Annotated in this window: 18 protein-coding genes; 1 reads left to right on the top strand and 17 read right to left on the bottom strand. The window is 64.3% G+C overall.

The genetic code is table 11. The features are described 5' to 3' along the window. Positions 1-30 precede the first annotated feature (30 nt). From N5B55_RS01815 to N5B55_RS01740, 16 genes are all read right to left on the bottom strand, one after another. Positions 31-891, bottom strand: coding sequence for a hypothetical protein (locus N5B55_RS01815; protein WP_304538953.1), 861 nt, complete (start codon positions 889-891; stop codon positions 31-33). 147 nt (positions 892-1,038) lie between these two features. Beyond that, complete coding sequence (aspS, locus tag N5B55_RS01810) at positions 1,039-2,865, bottom strand: aspartate--tRNA ligase (RefSeq protein ID WP_051530849.1); 1,827 nt, start codon at positions 2,863-2,865, stop codon at positions 1,039-1,041. Between the two features lie 95 nt (positions 2,866-2,960). Then, positions 2,961-3,698 carry a DUF502 domain-containing protein gene (locus N5B55_RS01805; RefSeq protein WP_304538952.1) on the bottom strand — a complete coding sequence of 246 codons (738 nt, stop codon included), beginning with the start codon at positions 3,696-3,698 and terminating at the stop codon, positions 2,961-2,963. A 30-nt stretch (positions 3,699-3,728) separates the two neighbouring features. Continuing rightward, a complete protein-coding gene (locus tag N5B55_RS01800; protein WP_154206322.1) occupies positions 3,729-4,076 on the bottom strand; it encodes an FmdB family zinc ribbon protein in 348 nt (115 codons plus the stop codon). 252 nt (positions 4,077-4,328) lie between these two features. Further along, positions 4,329-5,768, bottom strand: coding sequence for a sodium:solute symporter family protein (locus tag N5B55_RS01795; RefSeq protein WP_178959291.1), 1,440 nt, complete (start codon positions 5,766-5,768; stop codon positions 4,329-4,331). A gap of 231 nt (positions 5,769-5,999) precedes the next feature. Beyond that, complete coding sequence (locus tag N5B55_RS01790; protein WP_304538951.1) at positions 6,000-6,629, bottom strand: methyltransferase domain-containing protein; 630 nt, start codon at positions 6,627-6,629, stop codon at positions 6,000-6,002. 23 nt (positions 6,630-6,652) lie between these two features. Further along, positions 6,653-8,230: a ubiquinone biosynthesis regulatory protein kinase UbiB gene (ubiB, locus tag N5B55_RS01785; protein WP_065859123.1), complete on the bottom strand. Its 1,578-nt coding sequence runs from the start codon at positions 8,228-8,230 to the stop codon at positions 6,653-6,655. Further along, complete coding sequence (locus tag N5B55_RS01780; RefSeq protein WP_304538950.1) at positions 8,227-8,883, bottom strand: ubiquinone biosynthesis accessory factor UbiJ; 657 nt, start codon at positions 8,881-8,883, stop codon at positions 8,227-8,229. Before N5B55_RS01780 ends, ubiB begins: the two co-directional genes overlap by 4 nt. A 145-nt stretch (positions 8,884-9,028) precedes the next feature. Beyond that, positions 9,029-10,078, bottom strand: coding sequence for a Tim44 domain-containing protein (locus N5B55_RS01775; protein WP_175402390.1), 1,050 nt, complete (start codon positions 10,076-10,078; stop codon positions 9,029-9,031). Between the two features lie 126 nt (positions 10,079-10,204). Then, positions 10,205-10,936 (bottom strand): bifunctional demethylmenaquinone methyltransferase/2-methoxy-6-polyprenyl-1,4-benzoquinol methylase UbiE, encoded by a 732-nt coding sequence (gene ubiE / locus N5B55_RS01770; RefSeq protein WP_065859117.1) that lies wholly within the window; start codon positions 10,934-10,936, stop codon positions 10,205-10,207. A gap of 52 nt (positions 10,937-10,988) precedes the next feature. Continuing rightward, positions 10,989-11,405, bottom strand: a complete 417-nt coding sequence (locus N5B55_RS01765; RefSeq protein ID WP_178959287.1) for a gamma-butyrobetaine hydroxylase-like domain-containing protein — start codon at positions 11,403-11,405, stop codon at positions 10,989-10,991. Between the two features lie 33 nt (positions 11,406-11,438). Beyond that, entirely contained in the window at positions 11,439-13,283 is a 1,845-nt protein-coding gene (locus N5B55_RS01760) for an ABC transporter ATP-binding protein/permease (RefSeq protein ID WP_304538948.1), read from the bottom strand. A 114-nt stretch (positions 13,284-13,397) separates the two neighbouring features. Further along, positions 13,398-13,850, bottom strand: a complete 453-nt coding sequence (locus N5B55_RS01755) for an HIT family protein (RefSeq protein ID WP_304538947.1) — start codon at positions 13,848-13,850, stop codon at positions 13,398-13,400. After that, the gene (locus N5B55_RS01750) at positions 13,847-17,884 is read right to left on the bottom strand and encodes an FAD/FMN-binding oxidoreductase (protein WP_304538946.1); all 4,038 of its coding nucleotides are present in this window, start codon (positions 17,882-17,884) and stop codon (positions 13,847-13,849) included. The genes N5B55_RS01755 and N5B55_RS01750 overlap by 4 nt, the downstream gene beginning before the upstream one ends. Before the next feature lie 200 nt (positions 17,885-18,084). Then, positions 18,085-18,666, bottom strand: coding sequence for a YqaA family protein (locus N5B55_RS01745; protein WP_065859107.1), 582 nt, complete (start codon positions 18,664-18,666; stop codon positions 18,085-18,087). Positions 18,667-18,723: 57 nt separating this feature from the next. Next, positions 18,724-19,971 carry a nucleoside recognition domain-containing protein gene (locus tag N5B55_RS01740; protein ID WP_304538945.1) on the bottom strand — a complete coding sequence of 416 codons (1,248 nt, stop codon included), beginning with the start codon at positions 19,969-19,971 and terminating at the stop codon, positions 18,724-18,726. A gap of 125 nt (positions 19,972-20,096) precedes the next feature. Here N5B55_RS01740 and N5B55_RS01735 point away from each other — a divergent pair, with 125 nt between their 5' ends. Beyond that, positions 20,097-20,576, top strand: coding sequence for a hypothetical protein (locus tag N5B55_RS01735; protein WP_304538943.1), 480 nt, complete (start codon positions 20,097-20,099; stop codon positions 20,574-20,576). A 7-nt stretch (positions 20,577-20,583) separates the two neighbouring features. Here N5B55_RS01735 and N5B55_RS01730 read toward each other — a convergent pair whose 3' ends face one another. Beyond that, positions 20,584-21,501, bottom strand: coding sequence for an ion channel (locus N5B55_RS01730; RefSeq protein ID WP_304538942.1), 918 nt, complete (start codon positions 21,499-21,501; stop codon positions 20,584-20,586). Between the last annotated feature and the right edge of the window lie 111 nt (positions 21,502-21,612).

Genomic DNA, 21,612 nt, shown 5'->3' with positions numbered 1-21,612 from the left:
GTTCGGCGGGCCGCCATGCCGCGGCAGCCATCAGACCGCGCGCAGGGGCCCTTGGCCGGTACGCGTGCGGGCGAGCCACAGTGCCGTCTCGTCCGTCGAAGTTTCGTGACCAAGCTCCCGGCGCGCGACGGCCAGCAGCGGATCGAGCATCGCAGCATAGTCATCGGCCGCGCGCTGCGATTGCGCCCACAACGCCTCTGTACGCTCGGCGAGTTGTTGGCGCAGCGCTGCGAGCTGCGTGGTCAACTCGCGTTCGCGATTGCCAAGCGTATTGAATTTCTGAATGAGAAAGCGCTGTACATCGGTCTGCTCGGATTGCGCGTTGGCCTGGTCGAAGCGCTCAACAATGGCCGAGGTCTCACGCTCGATGCGATGCAATTCGCTGGTGCCCTCCCGCTCGGCAGTTTCCAGCGCTTGGAGCGCGCGGCGTTCCGCCTGCAGAACGCGCGCGTGATCGGCGAACCGGCGTTCTGCCGCCAAATGGGCTTCGGCCAACGGGCGCGGCGTGTCGTAGACGAGCGGATGCACCGGCATGCCCGGTGCGGCTGGCGGCAGCGCCGCTTCGGGCAGACGCAGGTTCGCGACGGCGTGAAGCCAGTGCATCCGTTCCGCAGCAAGGTCGCCCAGTGCGCGCATCGCCTCGGCCAAGCAGGGTGACGTTGCCGATGCAGGCACGCCAGGATGTGCACTCTGCGCCGCTGCGGCAATTTCTGGCACGCAGGCCGCAACCGTGGTGGCCACGGCCTCGGTCATGGCGATGGCGGCACGCCGCGTGGCACGGCGAATCTCGATCCACGCCAGCAGTATCACCACCAGCGCGGCAATCAACCACGTCAACAGGAACTCGGCGTGTGCGACGACCCATGTGCGCGCAAAGTCGATGTAGTCCATCTAAGCACTCCTCCTTCGTTGTCACCCAACGTGACAGAAACGAAAGATTCGGTTTAGCACGCAATGTTCCCAATGCAAGCGCCCAAAAACAAGCCGCGCCGCCCTTATCAGGCGGCGCGGTTTGTCGTGGAGCGCGATGACGGGCGTTTAGGCGGTCGTTGCAGCCGTGGGTGCAGCGACCTTTGCCTCGGCAGCGCGCAGACGGATATGCAGTTCGCGCAACTGCTTTTCGTCGACCGGGCTCGGTGCCTGCGTCAGCAGATCCTGCGCACGCTGCGTCTTCGGGAAAGCGATCACGTCGCGGATCGAATCGGCACCGGCCATCATCGTGACGACGCGGTCAAGACCGAACGCGATACCGCCGTGCGGGGGCGCGCCGTACTGCAGTGCGTCGAGCAGGAAGCCGAACTTGGCACGCGCTTCCTCATCGTTGATTTTCAACGCGCGGAACACCTTGCTCTGCACTTCTTCGCGGTAGATCCGCACCGAGCCGCCGCCGATTTCCCAGCCGTTGAGCACCATGTCGTAAGCCTTGGCGATGCACTTGCCCGGATCGGTTTCCAGGTATTCCAGGTGCTCGTCCTTCGGGCTCGTGAACGGGTGGTGCATGGCCACCCAGCGCGCGTCTTCCTCGTCGTACTCGAACATCGGGAAGTCGATCACCCACAGCGGCTTCCAGGCGTCTTCGAACAGGCCGGTGCTCTTGGCGAAGTCCGAGTGGCCGACCTTCAGACGCAGCGCGCCCATCGCATCGTTGACGACCTTGGCACGGTCGGCACCGAAGAACAGGATGTCGCCATCCTGCGCGCCGCTGCGCTTCAAGATCTCGGCGATAGCCGCGTCGTGCAGGTTCTTCACGATCGGCGATTGCAGGCCGTCGCGGCCCTTGGCCACTTCGTTGACCTTGATCCAGGCCAGGCCCTTGGCACCGTAGATTTCGACGAACTTTGTGTAGGCGTCGATATCCCCACGCGACAGGGACGCCCCGCCCGGCACGCGCAGTGCCACGACACGGCCGCCCTCTGCGTTGGCCGGGCCCGAGAACACCTTGAAGTCGACGTCCTTCATGGCATCGGTCAGCTCGGTGAACTCCAGCTTGACGCGCAGGTCCGGCTTGTCCGAACCGAAGCGGGCCATCGCCTCGCGGAACTCCATCACCGGGAACTTAGCGTCCAGCTCGACCGACATGGTGTTCTTGAACACCGTGCGGATCATTTCTTCAAACAGGTCGCGGATTTCCTGCTCGCTCAGGAACGACGTTTCGCAGTCGATCTGGGTGAATTCGGGCTGGCGGTCAGCACGCAGGTCTTCGTCGCGGAAGCACTTGGTGATCTGGTAGTAACGGTCGAAGCCCGACACCATCAGCATCTGCTTGAAGAGCTGCGGCGACTGCGGCAGCGCGAAGAACTGGCCGGCGTTCACGCGTGACGGCACCAGGTAGTCGCGCGCGCCTTCCGGCGTGCTCTTGGTGAGCATCGGCGTTTCGATGTCGATGAAGCCCTTGTCGTCCAGGTACTTGCGCACCTCCATCGCGACCTTGTAGCGCAGGCGCAGGTTGTACTGCATCTGCGGGCGGCGCAGGTCCAGCACGCGGTGCGTCAGGCGCGTGGTTTCCGACAGGTTGTCATCGTCCAGCTGGAACGGCGGCGTGACCGAAGCGTTGAGCACCGTCAGCTCGTGGCACAGCACTTCAACCTTGCCGCTGGTGAGATTGGCGTTGGTCGTGCCTTCCGGGCGGGCGCGCACGACGCCCTTCACCTGCAGGCAGAACTCGTTACGCACACCTTCGGCCACCTTGAACATCTCCGGGCGGTCCGGGTCACACACCACCTGTACCAGACCTTCACGGTCGCGCAGGTCGATGAAGATCACGCCACCGTGGTCACGACGGCGATGGGCCCAGCCCGACAGCGTGACGCTCTGGCCGAGCAGTTGTTCGGTGACCTGACCGCAGTATTGAGTACGCATTTGCATGTTGTGGTTTTCCGCGAAGCGCGCCGCCACTACAGCGTCGCGCGTGAAAGTTGATTGGGGAGCCTGCGTCGATTCGACTTCGTTCTGTCGCCGGCTCAGGGTGCCGCGATGGCGCCGCCTTCTGCAGGCAGCGCGGTCGGATTCGAAGAGTCGCGCGGCCCTTGAGCCGGCGACCGGTCCTCCGTCTGTTGAGAGGCATCGGGCGGGTCCATGCGGCGCGGCAGCGCTTCAGGCGCCACCACACCCATCGACACGATGTACTTGAGCGCCGCGTCCACCGTCATGTCCAGCTCGATGGTGTCGGCCTTGGGCATCATGAGGAAGAAGCCCGACGTCGGGTTGGGCGTGGTCGGCACGTAAACGCTGACGTACTCGCCCTGCAGGTGGTTCTCGACATCACCACCGGGGCGGCCGGTCAGGAAGGCGATCGTCCAGGAGCCCTCACGCGGGTACTGCACCAGCAGCGCCTTGCGGAATGCATTGCCGTTGGACGACAGCAGCGTGTCCGACACCTGCTTCACGCTCGAATAGATCGGGCCGACCACGGGAATGCGGCCGACAAGCGCTTCCCACCAGAGCACCAGCTTCTGGCCGATGAAGTTGTGCGCCAGCACGCCCACGATCAGGATGAACGCCAGCGTGAGAATCGCGCCTACGCCAGGAATGCGCCGCCCGAACAGCTGATCCGGCTGCCATGCCGACGGCAGCAGCGCCAGGCTCTGGTCCATCGTGCCGATGATGAGCGACAGCACCCACAGCGTGATCGCGAGCGGGACAAGCACCAGAAGACCGGTCAGGAACCATGTCTTGAGTGCGCTGGTTTTCTGTTTCATGGGCGATGGACCAAAAGGTAAGCGATGCAATCAGTGGCAAGCGCAGGACGTGCCGCAGCCACCGGACGCAGCCGGCGCGCTGGCACTGGACGACACGCTGTCCGACGAGGCAGCCGGTGCGGCGGCGGTCGGCGCTGCGGCATCCGTCTGGGCCGCCGTACCGCTGCCACCTGCGGCAGCCGATGCACCACCGGAACCGCCGCGGAAGTCCGTCACGTACCAACCCGATCCCTTGAGCTGGAAGCCTGCAGCGGTGAGCTGCTTCTTGAACGCCGGCGCGCCGCATGCGGGGCAATCCGTCAGCGGAGCGTCGCTCATCTTCTGCAGCACATCTTTGGCGTGGCCGCAGGCGTCGCATCGATAAGCATAGATCGGCATGGTGTCCTCACCCAGGAGCAAACAAATGACAAGAAAGCGATTGGATTGCCCGCGCACACCAGGGACGCGATGCGGGAACTAACGCACACGCACGGGCTTACGCAAGATTGGGGCAACTGCACGCCATACAAGTGCTGGCGCGCAAAGCCTTGAATTATAAACCCTTTTGAGGGAATTCCAGACCGCAGATTCGGCGCGGGCGAAGGCGACGTGCGACAAAGTGGCACACCGCGCACGCACGCGACAACACGCTCAGGCTTGTGTGGCGGCCTTGGTCGTTGGCGCACGGTTCGCGATCCATTGCGGCCCGAGCGAGCCAGCGACCATTGCACCGAAGCTGGCCAGGAGGCCAACCAATTGTGGCGGAAGCATCGCATTGGGCAGGAACACTTCGCACCAGATCCATGCCGCGAGGCCCAGGGTAATCGCCAGCAGACCGCCCTGCTTCGTCGCGCGCTTCCAGAACAGGCCAAAGGCCAGCGGCACGAAGGCAGCCACCAACGTTACCTTGTAAGCACTTTCGACCATGTGGAAGATCGACAGGTGCGAGTTCAGCGCAAACAGCGTCACCAGCACCGTGAAGGTCAGCACCACGGCCTGCATGACGCGCAGGAAGCGCTTGTCGTCCATGTTCGGCAACAACGGGCGCAGCACGTTTTCGGCAAACGTCACGGACGGCGCGAGCAGCGTCGCGCTGGCGCAGCTCTTGATAGCCGAAAGCAGCGCGCCGAAGAACATCACCTGCGCAAAGATCGGCGCATGCTGCAGCACCAGGTTCGGCAAGATCATCTGCGAATCGGTATCGATGTACTTTGCCACCATCTGCGGGTCGATAAGCGTGGCGGAATACGCCAGGAACATCGGCACGAACGCGAACATGAAGTACAGCACGCCGCCCAGCACCGAAGCTGTGCCGGCGATGCGCTCGGTGCGCGACGACGTCACCCGCTGGAACACGTCCTGCTGCGGGATCGAGCCGAGCATCATGGTGATCCACGCCGTCACGAAGCCGATGATTTCGATCGGATTGAACGCCGGCCAGAACGAAAACTTGCCCGAAGCCGCCGCGTGCGCCACCACCGTGCCGACGCCACCGGCCTGACCCGACACTTCCCAGCCGATGTACAGCATGCCGATCACGATGATGATCATCTGGATGAAGTCGGTCACCGCCACCGACCACATGCCGCCGAACAGCGTGTAGACGAGGACGCTGCCCGCGCCGATCATCATCCCGAGGTCTTGCGAAACCGCGCCGTCAGACACGGTGTAGAACACCAGCCCCAGCGCCTTGATCTGCGCTGCCACCCAGCCCAGGTACGACACGACGATGCACAGGGTGGTCAGCGTTTCTGCGACGCGGCCGAAGCGGTTGCGATAGAAGTCACCAATGGTGAGCAGGTTCATCCGGTACAGCGGCTTGGCGAAGAACAGACCCACCAACACCAGGCACAACGACGAACCGAACGGATCGGCCACCACACCGTGCAGGCCGTCCTTGAGAAATTCTGCGGGAATCCCGAGCACCGCCTCGGAGCCAAACCAGGTGGCGAACACCGTGGCGGTCACGACGTAGAACGGCAGGCTGCGGCCAGCCACGGCGAAATCGGCGGTATTGCGCACGCGCAGCGCCGCCCAGAGGCCGATCCCGACCGAAATCACCCAGTAAACAATGACAAACCAGATCAGCATGGCAGCGCGGAAAGAAGCGGGAAGACCCCAGGGCGTCCCGGCTTGGGGCCGCTGGGCGCCGGGCAAAGTGGCCGGATTATAGCGATGGGACCGCGCGGCGGGGCATCGGTGCGACCACGAATGCCGCCCCGTTTGCCAGTTTTTTGTGCGACGGCCCGCAACGGGCGCGGGCAGGCTTTTCGCTGACCATGGCCCATGTTGCTTCGCACCAACACTGGCCCGGACGACGGGTCAATCGGCGCGGCGGCGCCAGACTTGCCAGCGCTCGCGCCCAGCGAACACGGGAATGGAATCGGCCTCGGCGATAGGCATATCGCTGACGCGCTCGAACGCAGGCAGCAGCAGCCCATCCAGCTCGGATTGCGTAATCTCGAACGGCGGCCCCTTCAACACCGCTTCACGGCCTTCCACCACGGCAAAGAAACCGGCCAGCAATCCGCCAGGCGGAAGCAGTTTCGCCACGCGGACGGCGTAGTCGGACCAGAGGCGCCGCGGCATCGCGCACAGGAAAGCGCGTTCATAAATCCATTGCACCGAGCGAGCCGGCGAAAAGCCGAAGAAATCCGCCAGTTCCACCACGTCGGCGTGCGGGCCCAACACAGCCTTGGCCGATGCCACGGCGCTCGGCGCAAAGTCGATGGCCGTGACGGGCCAGCCACGCTCGGCCAGCCAGCCGGCTTCGTAGGCGTTCCCGCATCCGGGGATCAATGTGGAAAGCGGCGCAGGCTGCGCTTCGCAGAATTGCCGGAAGGCGGCGGGCACACCGGCCGCGTCCCACGGAGTGTGCTCACGCGTGAAACGTTCGTCCCAGAAGGCGGGATCGGCTGCGTCACGGGATTGGAAGACGGGCGGTTCGGCCATGGCGCTCAAGAGTTCAACACGGGTCAGTAGCGGGACATCCAGGCCAGCACATGCGTCGCAATGATGCCGACCGCGAAGCCGCCGACGAACAGCAGCGCGGCGGACAGCAGCCGGTTGGTACGCTTTTGCTCGGCAAGCAGCGCGGTGAGCGCGGCGGTCTGCGCGTTTCCATCTTCCCGGGAGTGGCGATCCAGAATCTGATGCACCAGGCGCGGGAAGTCCGGCAGCTTGTTGGCCCATTGCGGCGCCTCGACCTTCAGCCGCTCGACAAAACCGCGCCAGCCGATCTGCTCGTGCATCCAGCGTTCGAGGAACGGCTTGGCCGTCTTCCACAAGTCCAGATCCGGATCGAGCTGGCGGCCCAGCCCTTCGACGTTCAGCAGCGTCTTCTGGAGCAGCACAAGCTGCGGCTGGACTTCCACATTGAAGCGGCGCGAAGTCTGGAACAGCCGCATCAACACCAGACCCAGCGAGATCTCGCCCAGCGGCCGATCGAAATACGGCTCGCAGCAGGCGCGAATGGCACCTTCCAGCTCTTCCACGCGTGTTTCTTCCGGCGCCCAGCCGGACTCGATATGCAACACCGCTACGCGGTGGTAGTCGCGCTGGAAAAACGCCAGGAAGTTCTGCGCGAGGTAGTTCTTGTCGAACTCCGACAGCGCCCCGACGATGCCGAAGTCCAGCGCGATGTAGCGGCCCAGCGTCTCAGGCGCCACGCTCACGAGAATGTTGCCGGGGTGCATGTCGGCGTGGAAAAAGCCATCGCGGAAGACCTGCGTGAAGAAAATCTCCACGCCGTCGCGCGCGAGCTTGTGCATGTCGACGCCGGCCGCACGCAGCTCTTCCGTGTGCGATATCCGCATGCCGTGCATGCGCTCCATCACAAACACTTCGGACGTGCACCAATCCCAGAAAACCTCGGGCACCAACAGCAGGTCGGACTTGGCAAAATTGCGGCGCAGCTGACTGGCGTTGGCCGCCTCGCGCATCAGGTCCAGCTCGTCGTGCAGGTACTTGTCGAATTCGGCGACCACCTCGCGCGGCTTCAGGCGCTTGGCGTCGGCCCACAGCTTTTCCATCCAGGTCGCGAGATCCCGCATCAGCGCGAGGTCGCTGTCGATCACCGGCAGCATGCCCGGGCGCAGGACCTTGACCGCCACCTCGCGACCATCGAAGGGGCCGCCGCGCAATGTGGCGAAATGCACCTGGGCAATCGACGCGCTCGCCACGGGGTGATGATCGAAACGATGGAACAGCGCCGAGAGCGGCTTGCCGAGCGATTTCTCCACGATGGCGGCGGCCACCTTCGGGTCGAACGGCGGCACACGATCCTGCAGCTTGGCGAGTTCGTCGGCCACATCTGGCGGCAGCAGATCGCGCCGCGTCGACAGCACCTGCCCGAACTTCACGAAGATGGGCCCAAGCTGCTCCAGCGCCAGGCGCAGGCGCTCGCCGCGGGGCAGCTTCGGCTTGCGGCCCAGCGTCAGCAACCAGACCAGCGCGCGAATGCGGCGGCTCTTGAAGCCCGACAACGCCAGCTGATCCAGCCCGTAATAGAGAATGACGAAAACAATCTTGCCCAACCGGAAGAAGCGCGTCATGCCGATTCACCCTGACGTGCGATCCGGGTGGCCGGTCGTGGAAGTTTTTCGAGCCGCTCCAGCCGCTTGACCAGACGCGCCTCGGCATCTCGCAGCGCCGCCACGTCGGCGGCGAAGTGCGCAAGGCGCGCGTGGCGCACGAGCGTCGGTTGCTCATCAGTCAGGTAAGACGCCACCGATTCCGCCAGCGAACGGCCCACGCGCGTGGCTTCGGTACGGGCAGCCTGCGCGCCGCTCACCATGCGCTGCGCGATGACATCGCCAAACACGCGCGAAAGATCTTCCGCCGCATCCCAGCGCAGGTTGCGCAGCAGCGTCGACAGCACGTTGGCAAACTCGGCTTCGCCCTCGATGCGCACGTGCTTGAGCACGGCGGCCTGCCCGCCTGCGGCGTAGTCGGCTGCAGCGGCCGCGAGCGGCACGACAACCGTCACCGCCGGTTCGACATCAGGCTCGGGAGCCGTCACCAGGCCGGCGGCGTCCACCTGCAACGTCATCGACAGGGGCGCCAGATCAAAGCGTGCGACGCGGCCCGCGAACGGCTGCAGCGTCTCCTGCGCCCAGGGCTCCTGGCGCAGCAGATGGTTGAGCGCGAGCAGCAGCGGCTGCATCAGCACAAGCGGAAACGGAGACGAAGTGGCTGTCGAGGACATGCGGTGATGGTGCGCAAAAACAGCAGGAAAGCAGCAAGAAGCGGGCTCGCGGCGGGCAGCAAAAAGGCCCGAACCAGAAGGTCGGGCCCTATTTTACGGGGAATGTTGAAACGACCGTTTTGCGGCGCTTCGAGTTGTTACAGCATCATTGCAACTGCTGAATGCCCGCCAAGACCCACCCCCCCGCACCCTGCGTCGGCTTGGTCAGATTCCACACCTCAGCAAACGGCTGTGCGGGCGCGTTGGCTTCTTCGCGGATCATGCCCGAGAAGCGCACGCTCGCGAGGTATTCGGCGGCCTGAGTTTCGATACCCAGCATTTCGGCTTCAACCGAGACCACGTCGGTCTTGTTGGGCGAAGTGCCGCGGTCAGCCAGGTCCATCTTGATCTCGGCGAACATCTCGGGCGTGGTGAACTCGCGGATGTCGTTGAGATTGCCCGCATCCCAAGCGGCCTGCAGGCGGATGAAGTACACCTTGGCGTTGCGCAGGAAGGCTTGCGTGTCGAAATCTGCCGGCACGCCCCACGGCTGCTGCGGCGCGGCTGCAGCCGGTTGAGCGTTGACAGCCTGCGCGGTCGAGGCGGCCGGACCGCCCAGGTTCCACGACTGTGCTGCGGTTGCGGCGCCAGCGCCCAAACCCGACGCATTGCCGGTGTTGAGCGAGGAGGCCGCCGGCGTAGGCGCCTGCGGAGCCGGCGCTGCAGGTTGCGGCACGTACGGCTCGCGGTCGCCACCCAAGGAGGGGCCGCCCGTCGCGTAGGCGGGACCTTGCGGACGGCTGCCACGCACCTTGCGAATGATCCACATCACCACGAAGGCGACGAGCGCAATCAGGATCAGGTTCGATAGCAACGAGGCGAGGCCCGCCCCGAGACCAAACTTCGACAGCAGGTATCCAATACCCAGACCGGCTGCCAGGCCACCGAGCATGCCGCCCCAGTTACGTCCGGGCTTTGCCGCCGGTGCGGTCGGGGCCGGAGCGGCCGGCGAAGGTTGCGCAGCCGGTGCGGCCTGCTGTGTCGGCGAAGGCGTTGTGGCCGGCGGCGTCTGTTGGCGTTGCGTCACGGTGGACGACTGCTTGCCGATGCTGCGGCTGCCACCCATGCGCTTGGCGTTGGCATCGATTGCCGTGCCCAGTGCGAGCGTCGCGACCAGCGCGCCCGCCATCAATTTTCCACCCCAATGCAAACTCATCGCTGTCTTCTCTCCAGTGGCAGTGACGCCACTAGATGAAGACGTCAACGCCGAAATTCAATGGGAAGGATCGTGGCATATCGCCGCAACGCGCTACATCGCCCATCCGGTGGAACGACGGCACACTTAAAGGCGACGGCCGACGTGCAGAGCCACGACACCCGCTGTCAGATTGAAATATTCGACCGAGTCGAATCCGGCCTGTTCCATCATCTGCTTGAGCGTTTCCTGATCCGGATGCATGCGGATGGACTCGGCCAGGTAGCGGTAGCTCTCGGGGTCGCCCGCCACTTTGCTGCCCAACCAGGGCAGTACCTTGAACGAGTACAGGTCATAGGCCTTCTCCAGCGGCTGCCACACCTTGGAAAACTCCAACACCATGACTTTGCCGCCCGGCTTCACCACACGGCGCATTTCAGCAAGCGCGCGATCCTTGTGCGTCATGTTGCGCAAGCCGAATGCCACTGTCACCACATCGAAGTAAGCATTCGGAAAGGGAATGTGCTCGGCGTCGCACAGGGCGGTGGGGGTGAGCACGCCAGCATCGAGCAGCCGGTCACGGCCGACGCGCAGCATCGACTCGTTGATGTCGGTCAGCCAGACCTCGCCGGTCGGACCTGCCTGGCGCGCGAAGGCCTTCGCCAGATCACCCGTGCCGCCAGCGATATCGAGCACCTTGTAGCCAGGCCGCACTGCTGCCTGGGCAATGGTGAACATTTTCCACACGCGGTGCAGGCCGCCGGACATCAGGTCGTTCATCACGTCGTACTTGCTCGCGACGGAATGGAACACGCCGGCAACCTTGCCGGCCTTTTCCTGCTCATCGACCTGCTGGAATCCGAAGTGGGTTTGGCTCATGACAGAAAGGGATACGGACGCAGCGCAACGGCGCCGCAAAGTGAATCGGGAATCAGTGGCTGTGACCACAGGCGTGGCCGGCGTTGGCTGCCATCGGGGCGTCACGGTCGACACCGGCGGCGGCCAGACGATCGAGATACGCTTGCCAGAGTGCGTCGTGTTCGACGCCGAGGCGGTACAGATAAGCCCAATCGTAGATGCCGGAATCGTGACCGTCGGAGAACAGTGGCCGGATCGCGTAATTGCCGACCGGTTCCACGCCGACGATGCCCACCTCGCGCTTGCCGGTCTGCAGAACCTCCTGTCCGGGCCCATGCCCCTGCACTTCTGCCGACGGCGACAGCACGCGCAAGTATTCGAAAGGCAGGCTGAACTGCTTGCCATCGGCGAAGGCAATTTCCAGCACGCGCGATTGCGTGTGGACGGTAATACCGGTCGGGTGTGGGGTGTCGGCGGAAAGTCCGGCCATGAAAAACGTCTCGTCGAGTCGGAAAACGGTGCTTCAGGAAGCCGCCAGCGCCATGTGCGCGGGTTCTTCCACCACCCGATAGCTTACCGCAGTCAACGGATTGCCCTCGGGGACGTAGCGCAGGCGGCGATGATGGAAACGTGCCACGGTGCTGCGGTGCGCCACGCTGACAATCGTCACATCGGGCATCGATTCGAGCATCAGGCTGTACATGAACGCCTCGGTGTCTTCGTCGAGTGCGCTGGTGGCCTCGTCGAGGAAGAGGTAATCGGGGCGTTGCAGCAACGCACGAGCAAAAGCCAGGCGCTGCTGCTCGCCAGGCGACAGGCGCAGGCTCCAGTTGCTGACCTCGTCCAGCAGATTGACCAGTGTCGGCAACCGGCATGCGTTCAGCACCTGGGTCAGACGCTCAGCGGTGTACTGGGTGGCCAAATCCGGATACGACAGCGCATCGGCCAGCGTGCCCGACGGCAGGTAGCTGCGCTGTGGCAGGAACAGCACGCGAGCATCGTCCGGCACCTCGATGCGACCGCTGCCGTACGGCCAGATGCCGGCCACGGCGCGCACCAGCGTGCTTTTGCCGCAGCCCGACGGGCCGTTGATGAGCACACGCTCACCGCGCGCGAGCGTCATGTCGAAGGGTTCGACCAGCAAGTCTTCGGGCTTGCGGTTCGGCAGGTTCAGTGCGAGGCCGCGGGCTTCGATGGCGGGTACGGCGGCGGCTTCGACCTCGACATCCCGCACGCCGGCGCGGCGCTCTTCTTCGCGCTCGGCGGCGCGGATGGCGCGCTGGAATTCAATCAGACGGTTGGTGGAAGCTTTCCAGGTGACGAGCGTGCGGTAGTTCGTGACAAACCACGACATCGCGTCCTGCACCTGCCCGAACGCGGTGGCAACCTGCATCATTCCGCCCAGCGTGAGCGTGCCGCCAAAGTAGCGCGGCGCCGACACCAGAAACGGAAAGATGATGGCGAACTGTGCATAGCCGGAACTGGCAAAGGTCAGGCGCCGTGTGTACTCCATCAACTGGTTCCAGTTGGTGCGGATGCGTTCGAAACGGCCGCGCAGGATGGCTTTTTCGGTCGGCTCGCCGCGGTACAGGGCGATGCTCTCGCTGTTCTCGCGCACGCGCACGAGCAGAAAACGGAAGTACGCCTCGTAACGCTCCTGCTGGAACGACAGCCCGATCAGCGGCCGCCCCACGAAGTGGATGATGACCGAGCCCACGATCGAGTACAGCAGCGCAAACCACACCATGTAGCCGGGAATCACGAAGTCGTGGCCGCCCAGGCTGAACGCCAGCGGCCCCGACACCGCCCACAGGATGCCGAAGAACGACACCAGCGTGACAGCGGAATTCAGGAAACCCAGCGCCAAGGTGAGCGTCGCATCGGTGAAGTTGCGCAGGTCGTCGGCGATCCGTTGGTCGGGGTTGTCGGCGCTGTGCGTCTGCTCCAGGCGGTAGAACGCCTGCTTGCTGAGCCAGTCGTCGAGGAAGCTACCGGTGATCCACGTCCGCCATCGCATCTGCAGCATCATCGAGTAATACAAACGCATGATCGAGCCAAAGATCAGCAACGCGGCAATCCAGGAAAAGCGGCCCAGCTGCGTCCAGAATTCGCCGTAGTTCTTCTGCTCGAGCGCATTGTAGAAAAGCCGGTTCCAGTCCGTGAACAGCACGTTCATGTAGACCAGAAACAGGTTCAGGGCGACCACCAATGCAAGCAGCCCCCAGGCCTTGTGGCGGTCTTCCGAAAACCAGTATGGGCGGATCAGGTGCCAGGTCTCCGAGAGGTTCAGCCGTCCATGGTGAACGGTCAACTCGGAGATGGAATCCTTGTGGGAATCTGGCGTGGCGGCGGTGCGCGGTGTCGTCATGGCGAGGGCGTTGGCGCAACAGAAAGAGAATCAGACGTCGTGCGCGCCACGGGGGTTCCGCGCACGACGGGGCGATGCGTTACCAGGCGCTAGGCAGCCTACCGTCAACAGATCTCAAGCGTCGGCCAGCGCCGCGTGCAGCGCGTACGACAACGCCGGCAACTTGGCCGTGATCTCGGCCATGCGCGCGGTATCAGGGGCGCGCTGCTCGGGGCCCCAGACGGCCTCTGGAAAATGCGTGTCCCAACGATAGCGCGGAATGACGTGCCAATGCAGATGCGGCACGAAATTGCCGAAGCTGGCGAGGTTGATCTTGTCGGGCGCCAGTTCGGCCCGCAGCACGCGCTCGACCCGGCTGACGACGTCCATCAGCCAGTGGCGATCTGCGTCGGACAAGTCGGTCTGTTCGGCCACGTGATCGTTCCAGATGACGCGGCAGAAGCCGGGGAAGCGCGCGTGCTCGACCAGGACCACCCGTGCCTTGGCATTACGCCAGACGGGCTCGCCGCCGTCCGCCTCGCACAGGGCGCAGCCGGGCGCGCGCTCGCCGGTCGTCGCAGACGTCACACCAGAACCCGCTCGATGCCGCCGGCGTTGGCCTGCGCCACATAGTCCTGCAGCCAGGTCTCGCCGAGCACGTGACGCGCCATCTCGACCACGATGTAGTCGGCCTGTACCGAAACGTCTTCGGTGTAGCGCGACAAGCCCTGCAGACATGCCGGGCAGCTCGTGAGAATCTTCACGTCGCCGTTGAACGCCTCGCCGCCCTGGCCGCTGGTCTGACCAAGGCTGCGCAGCTTGTCGGCACCTTTCTGCATCTCCTCTTCCTTGCGGAAGCGGACCTGCGTGGAGATGTCCGGGCGCGAGATCGCCAGCGTCCCGGACTCGCCGCAGCAGCGGTCGTTCTTCTCGATTGCGCGGGTCTGGCCGTCCGCGCCGATGTTGCCGCCCATCAGCTGGTTGACCAGCTTGGTCGGGTCCATCGTCTTGATCGGGGTGTGGCAAGGGTCGTGGTACATGTACCGCGTACCCTGCACACCGTCGATCTTCACGCCCTTCTCCAGCAGGTATTCGTGAATGTCGATGATGCGGCAGCCCGGGAAGATCTTGTCGAATTCGTACCCCGCGAGCTGGTCGTAGCAGGTCCCGCAGCTCACCACCACCGTCTTGATGTCGAGGTAGTTGAGCGTGTTGGCCACGCGATGGAACAGCACGCGGTTGTCGGTGACGATCTTCTCGGCCTTGTCGAACTGGCCCGTGCCGCGCTGGGGGTAGCCGCAGCACAGGTAGCCCGGCGGCAGCACCGTTTGCACGCCGGCGTGCCACAGCATTGCCTGTGTAGCGAGACCCACCTGCGAGAACAGCCGCTCCGAGCCGCAGCCCGGGAAGTAGAACACCGCTTCGCTATCGGGCGTGGTCGCCTTCGGGTTGCGGATGATCGGGACGATCTCGTTGTCTTCGATGTCCAGCAACGCACGCGCGGTCTTCTTGGGCAGGTTGCCCGGCATCTTCTTGTTGATGAAGTGAATCACCTGCTCGCGCACCGGCGGCCTGCCCACCGTTGCCGGGGGATGAGCGGTCTGCTTCTTGGCGAACTTCTTCAGGATGTCGTTGCCCAGACGCTGCGCCTTGTAACCCCAGTCGAACATCACCTTGCGCGTGAGGTTGATGGTCTCGGGGTTGGTCGCGTTCAGGTAGAACATCGCCGCTGCGGTGCCGGGGTTGAACTTCTTCTGCCCCATCTTGCGCAGGAGGTTGCGCATGTTCATCGACACATCGCCGAAGTCGATCTTGACCGGGCACGGCGTCACGCACTTGTGGCAGACCGTGCAGTGATCGCCCACGTCGGCAAACTCTTCCCAGTGCTTGACCGATACGCCGCGGCGCGTCTGTTCTTCGTACAGGAAGGCCTCGATGAGCAGCGACGTGGCCAGGATCTTGTTGCGCGGGCTGTACAGCAGGTTGGCGCGCGGCACGTGCGTGGCACACACCGGCTTGCACTTGCCGCAGCGCAAGCAGTCCTTGATCGACTCCGAGATGGCGCCGATGTCGCTCTGCTGCATGATGATCGACTCGTGCCCCATCAGGCCGAACGACGGCGTGTAGGCGTTGCGAAGGTCGGCGGCCAGGCCTTGCGGGTCATTGATGTCGCGCAGCAGCTTGCCCTTGTTGAAGCGGCCGTTCGGGTCGACGCGGCGCTTGTAGGCAGCAAAGTCGGCGATCTCTTCGTCGGTCAGGAATTCCAGCTTGGTGATGCCGATGCCGTGCTCGCCTGAAATCACGCCGTCCAGCGAACGCGCCAGCGTCATGATGCGGGCCACCGCCTTGTGGGCGTCCTGCAGCATGTCGTAATCATCCGAGTTGACGGGGATGTTGGTGTGCACGTTGCCGTCGCCGGCGTGCATGTGCAGCGCCACGAACACACGGCCGCGCAGCACCTTCTTGTGGATCGCCTGGGCCTCGTCGAGGATCGGCTTGAACTCGCCGCCGTTGAAGATCTTGCGCAGCTCGGCGCGAATCTCCGCCTTCCACGACACGCGGATCGTCCGATCCTGCAGCAGGTGGAACAGGTTCGCGTCGGGCTGGTTCACCAGACGGTCGTCGATGGTCTGCGCAAGGTAGCCCAGGCCGAGGCCGATGAGGCTCGCGCGCGCCGTGGTGACCGGCGTGTCGAGATGGTCCAGCAGATATTGCCAACGTGCGCGCGTGGCACGCAGCAGTTGCTGCGCCTGTTGCACGCGGTCTTCCAGCAGTTCAGCGCTGGGGATTTCGTTGGCGTCGTCGGTGCGGCCCAGCGGCAGGTTGCTGCCGGCAAAGAAATCGAGCAGCGCGTCGGTCAGCTTGAGCTTGCTCTTGATCGACAGTTCGATGTTGATGCGCTCGATGCCGTCGGTGTACTCGCCCATGCGATTGAGCGGGATCACCACGTCTTCGTTGATCTTGAAGGCGTTGGTGTGCTTGGCGATCGCGGCTGTGCGCGAGCGGTCCAGCCAGAATTTCTTGCGCGCTTCGGGGCTCACGGCCACGAAGCCCTCGCCGCTCTTGCCGTTGGCCAGGCGGATCACTTCCGAGGTGGCGCGCGCCACGGCGTCATCGTCATCCCCGACGATGTCACCGATCAGCACCATCTTCGGAAACGCGTTGCGCTTGCTCTTGGTGGCGTAGCCGACCGCGCGCAGGTAGCGCTCATCAAGGTGTTCCAGGCCCGCGAGGATCGCGCCGCCGGGCTTCTTGGTTTCGGCGTCGAGGTAATCCTTGATCTCGACGATGCTGGGGATCGCGTCGCGTGCCTGGCCGAAGAACTCCAGGCACACGGTGCGGATCGACTTGGGCATGCGGTGCAGAATCCAGCGCGCGCTGGTGATGATGCCGTCGCAGCCTTCCTTCTGCACGCCGGGCAGGCCGGCCAGGAACTTGTCGGTGACGTCCTTGCCGAGGCCTTCCTTGCGGAACTTGCGGCCTTCGATGGTCAGGGTCTCGGTGCGCAGCAGCTTGGCGCCGACCGGCGCATTGCCGTCGAACCACTTCAGCTCGAAGGTGACGACCGGCGCATCGTGGATCTTGCCCAGGTTGTGATTGAGGCGCGTGACTTCGAGCCAGTTGCCGTCCGGGTCGACCAAGCGCCACCAGGCGAGGTTATCCAGCGCGGTGCCCCACAGCACCGCCTTTTTGCCGCCCGCGTTCATGGCGACGTTGCCGCCGATGCACGACGCGTCGATCGAGGTCGGGTCCACGGCGAAGACGAGGCCGGCCTTTTCCGCCGCATCGGCCACGCGTCGCGTCACCACGCCGGCGCCCGAATAGATGGTCGCCACAGGGTGGTCAACGCCCGGCAGGTCGGTCATCTCGACCGCATCCAGGCGTTCCAGCTTTTCGGTATTGATGACCGCCGAGAACGGCGTGAGCGGCACGGCGCCGCCGGTATAGCCGGTGCCGCCTCCGCGCGGGATGATGGTCAGGCCCAGCTCGAAGCAGCCCTTCACGATGCCGGCAATCTCTTCTTCCGTATCGGGCGTGAGCACGACGAACGGATATTCGACACGCCAGTCGGTGGCGTCTGTCACGTGCGACACGCGCGACAGGCCGTCGAACTTGATGTTGTCCTTCGCGGTGACGCGGCCGAGCACTTTCTGGGCGCGGCGGCGCAGGTCGTACACCTGGGCGAATTCTTCCTGGAACGCCTTGACGGCACGGCGGGCATGCACGACGAGTTGCTGCACCTTGCTGGCGCGCTCGTCGCCCACGGGGTCGTGATGCGAATCGTGGTCGGCCACGCGGCGCTTCTCGATCTCCGCCAGGCGGTGATTGAGTGCGTCGATCAGCATCTGCCGGCGCTTCGGGTTGTCGAGCAGGTCGTCCTGCAGATACGGGTTGCGGCGCACCACCCAGATGTCGCCCAGCACTTCGTACAGCATGCGTGCCGATCGGCCGGTGCGGCGCTCAGCGCGCAGTTCGTCCAGGATCTGCCACGCAGACTCGCCCAGCAGACGGATGACGATTTCCCGATCCGAGAACGAGGTGTAGTTGTAGGGAATCTCGCGCAGCCGGGGCGCAGCGTCCTGCGCCGTGAGTTTGGCGTCGATCAGAAGTGGGGCATTCATGGCGTGCCGCTGGGGAGGAGGTCGCGGCAAAGAGGGCTTGAGCCGCGCGGTCTTTAAAGGGCGATTGTACTGCAACGCACGCAGTTGATGCGTTGCAACAACGGTATCCCTGCGACCGATATGGGCGGGAAAACCGTCACGTTTTCAATGGCTTGCGAAAAGCGCAGGGGCGTCAGGGTGCGCCAAACGCCACGCAAACGTCACATCATCACGGACTTGATCCACCCGAAGATGCCATGCCAGAAGCCGTCGGGCAGGGTCATGAGGGCCGCGGTCATCGCCAGATAGCGCAGGAATTTGCCGATGGCCATGTACATGACGCTGGGCCAGAACTTCAGGCGTAGCCAGCCGGCCAGCGTACAGAGCGGGTCGCCGATGCCCGGCAGCCACGATACGAGCAGCGACACCGGCCCGATGCGGCGCATCCAGCGGAAGTATTTCTTGTCGAGCGGAGGCTCGCGATGGCGCTTGGGGTGCGGCACGTGCTGGGCGTGCTCGACGTTGTGCTGCCGGCGGCGGCGCGCCAGGTGATAGCGCACTAGCGCCAGCTTGGCCGCGTAACCCATCCACCAATCGACCACGCCCCCCAGCGTATTGCCGAGCGTGGCCACCACGATGGCCGGCCAAAACATGTCCGGATTGAGCTTGATGTACGCAAAAACCGCAGGCTCGGAACCGAGCGGCAAGAGTGTCGCCGAAATGAAACTGACGACGAAGACGGCGGGCAGCCCGACCTTGGGCAGGGCGAGCGTGGCAAAAAGCGTGTCGATCCACTGTTCCATGCGGTCGATTGTAGAGGGCGGGCGGCCGCGGCGTCGCTTGGGGGCGGCCCTAGCCCCTCAGGCGAAGAACAGGTAGGCGACAAGCACGGCGCCAATCAGCCCGATCAAGTCCGCCCACAGGCCACACGCCAGCGCGTAGCGCGTGTCCTTGATGCCAACGCTGCCGAAATACACGGCCAGCACGTAAAACGTGGTCTCGGTCGAACCCTGGATGATGGCGGCCAGCTTGCCCTGGAAGGAATCGACGCCGTAAGTGGTCATCACATCGACCATCAGGCCGCGCGCGCCTGCGCCCGACAACGTCTTCATCAGTCCCACCGGCAGCGCCGGCACAAAGCGCGTATCGATGCCCACGTGCGTGAACAGCGCAGAAAGCCCCTGCATCAGAAAATCCATGCAGCCCGCTGCGCGAAACACGGCGATGCCCACCAACACCGCCACCAGATACGGGACGATGCCGATCGCCACCTGGAAGCCATCCTTGGCGCCATCGACGAAGGTTTCGTACACGTTGATGCGACGAATTGCCCCACAGACCAGGAACGCCACGACGATGGTGAGGATGGCGCCCGCGCCGATCAGGCCAATCCATGCCGCCATCTGCTGCGGCGGAAACTGCCGCAGCCACGCAAAAAGCAGCCCCATCGTCGCGACAAAGCCGCCGAAATACGCAAGCAGCGCAGGCTTGAACAGGTTGATGCGCTGATACCACGCCACCGCCGCAATGCCTGCGCAGAAGCCGATGAACGTGGACAACAAGGTCGGCAGGAAAATGTCTGCCGCATTGAAACCGACCAGGCCCTGCTTGACCGCCATGGCCTGGCGGATGGCGATGACGGACGTCGGCACCAGCGTCACGCCCGCCGTGTTCAAGACCACGAACATCAACTGCGCATCGCTGGCGCGCTGCGGCTGTGGATTGATCTGCTGCAGCTCGCGCATGGCTTGGAGGCCGAGCGGCGTGGCGGCGTTGTCCAGCCCGAGCACGTTGGCCGACACGTTCATCATCATCGCGCCGTTGGCAGGATGTCCGGCGGGCACAGAGGGAAACAGATGCCGCATCAGCGGGTTTACAAGACGCGCGAACAGATCCACCACGCCGGCGCGCTCGCCCACGCGCATGATGCCCAGCCAGAGCGCCATCATGCCGGTCAGGCCGATCGCGATTTCAAAGCCGGTGCGGGCGGCATCGAACATGCCGGTCAGCATGCGGGAGAAAACCTCCATGTCGCCCTGCAGCACCTGCACACATGCGGTAACGAAGGCAACAAGAAAGAAAGCGAGCCAGACGAGGTTCAGGGCCACGACGCGTCCATGCTGAACAAAAGCGTATTGTGCCGGAGCCCCGCGCCGGACCGGCCCGCAGGCGTGAGTCGGCTGCCTATACTGCCTGGATCGCGATGTCACCCGCGCCACACCATGGAGGCCATATGACCCGACTGCTCACAGCCGGACTGGCCGGGGGCCTGACCCTCAACATCGTCATGCTGCTGACGTTCCGACTCATCGGCTTCGGCTGGAATGGTGGCGGCTTTCTCCTCACCGCGCCAATCCAAAGCCCCAAGCTGATTGCGGTATGGACACAGATCGAGCCGCTGCCGCTGATCGTCGTCAACCCCGTGCCCATGATCGCGGGCTTGCTGTTGTTCGGGGTGGTCCACGCGGTCGTCTATCGCTGGTTGGCGCCGGCGTGGCCGGCCAATGCCCCCCCGCGTGCGCTGCGCCTTGCCGGGCTGAATTTCGTGTTGTCGTACCTGTTCTTCGAGTTCTTCACGCCGATCAATCTGTTCGGCGAGCCGCTGGTGCTGGTGCTGGCCGAACTCGGCTTCTGGGCCGTCATCGCGCTTGCGGAAGCGTATGTCATTGCGGCGATCATGGAACGCCCACAGGCCGATCGCCGCGTTGCGTGAGGCACGCTCAGGATGGGTGGGTGGGCGATTCGATCGGGTGGATCAGGTGGAAGTTGTCGTAGTCGACCGATGTGACGCCGCCCTCGTCGTGAATCAGGTCGGCATAGCGATAGTTCCAGCGGATCTCGTCGTGCCGCCAGCAATAGCGCGCCTGCACAGTCTGCGCGGCGGTCTCGTCGGCGCCCTCGATGGTGAGCAGCAGCAAGGCATCCCGTGCGGCGAGCGACTCCGCGGTCGCGCCATGCAGCGGGCTGGTTTCATCAATGACGTGCATCATCACCCAGCCCAGCAGGAAGATCGGGTGCTCGCTGCGCTCAAGCTTCAGGTCGTGGATCTTGTAGATCGAGTAGCCCTCCGGCGAGACCTCGTCCTGCATCAGGCGCAGCCGGGCGGTGGCCTCTGCGATGACGTTCTGGCGGGCATTGGCGGCACGCAGCATCAGCGTGGATCTGCCGTTGAGCGGCCGTACGACAACGTTGCGGGCAAACATGATCTTGGCGCGCGGGCGCGAGAACCGCGCAAAGACGAGCCCGGTCGCCATGGCGATGCCGGACATGCCGATAAAGATCTCCAGCGTGGCGATGACGTGGGCGTAGAGCGTTTGCGGGTGCATGTCGCCGTAACCGACCGTGGCCAGCGTCTCGACACTGAAGAAGAATGCCCCGACAAAGCCTGGCGGCGACTGGTTTGCGATCGCGCCGTCGCCCAGCGAATACAGCCCTGCGAATACTGCATTCAGTGCCAGGAACATCGTCGCCAGCAGCGCGAAGAAGGTCGGCCAGTTGACCTCCAGCGCGTGGTGGTAAACGTCGCGCCAGCCCAGCGGCGGCATGCCGTAGGCGATGACGTGCTGCGTGCCGGACCAGACTGTGCGGCCCCGGCGCGCGGGCCGGGAAGGCTGGGAGGAAGACGACGGGGTGTTCATGGAGGCCTCTCGCCGATGATGCGCCGCGCCCGCCCGGACACGGCCGGGGCAGTGTACCGACCGGCACGCCAGTCCGGCAAGGCGGGCAAGACGCCGCGTGATAGGCTTACG

It is taken from the genome of Ralstonia pickettii (assembly GCF_030582395.1).
In the GTDB taxonomy this organism is placed as follows: domain Bacteria; phylum Pseudomonadota; class Gammaproteobacteria; order Burkholderiales; family Burkholderiaceae; genus Ralstonia; species Ralstonia pickettii_D.
This window is presented reverse-complemented; position numbering and strand designations above follow the sequence as displayed.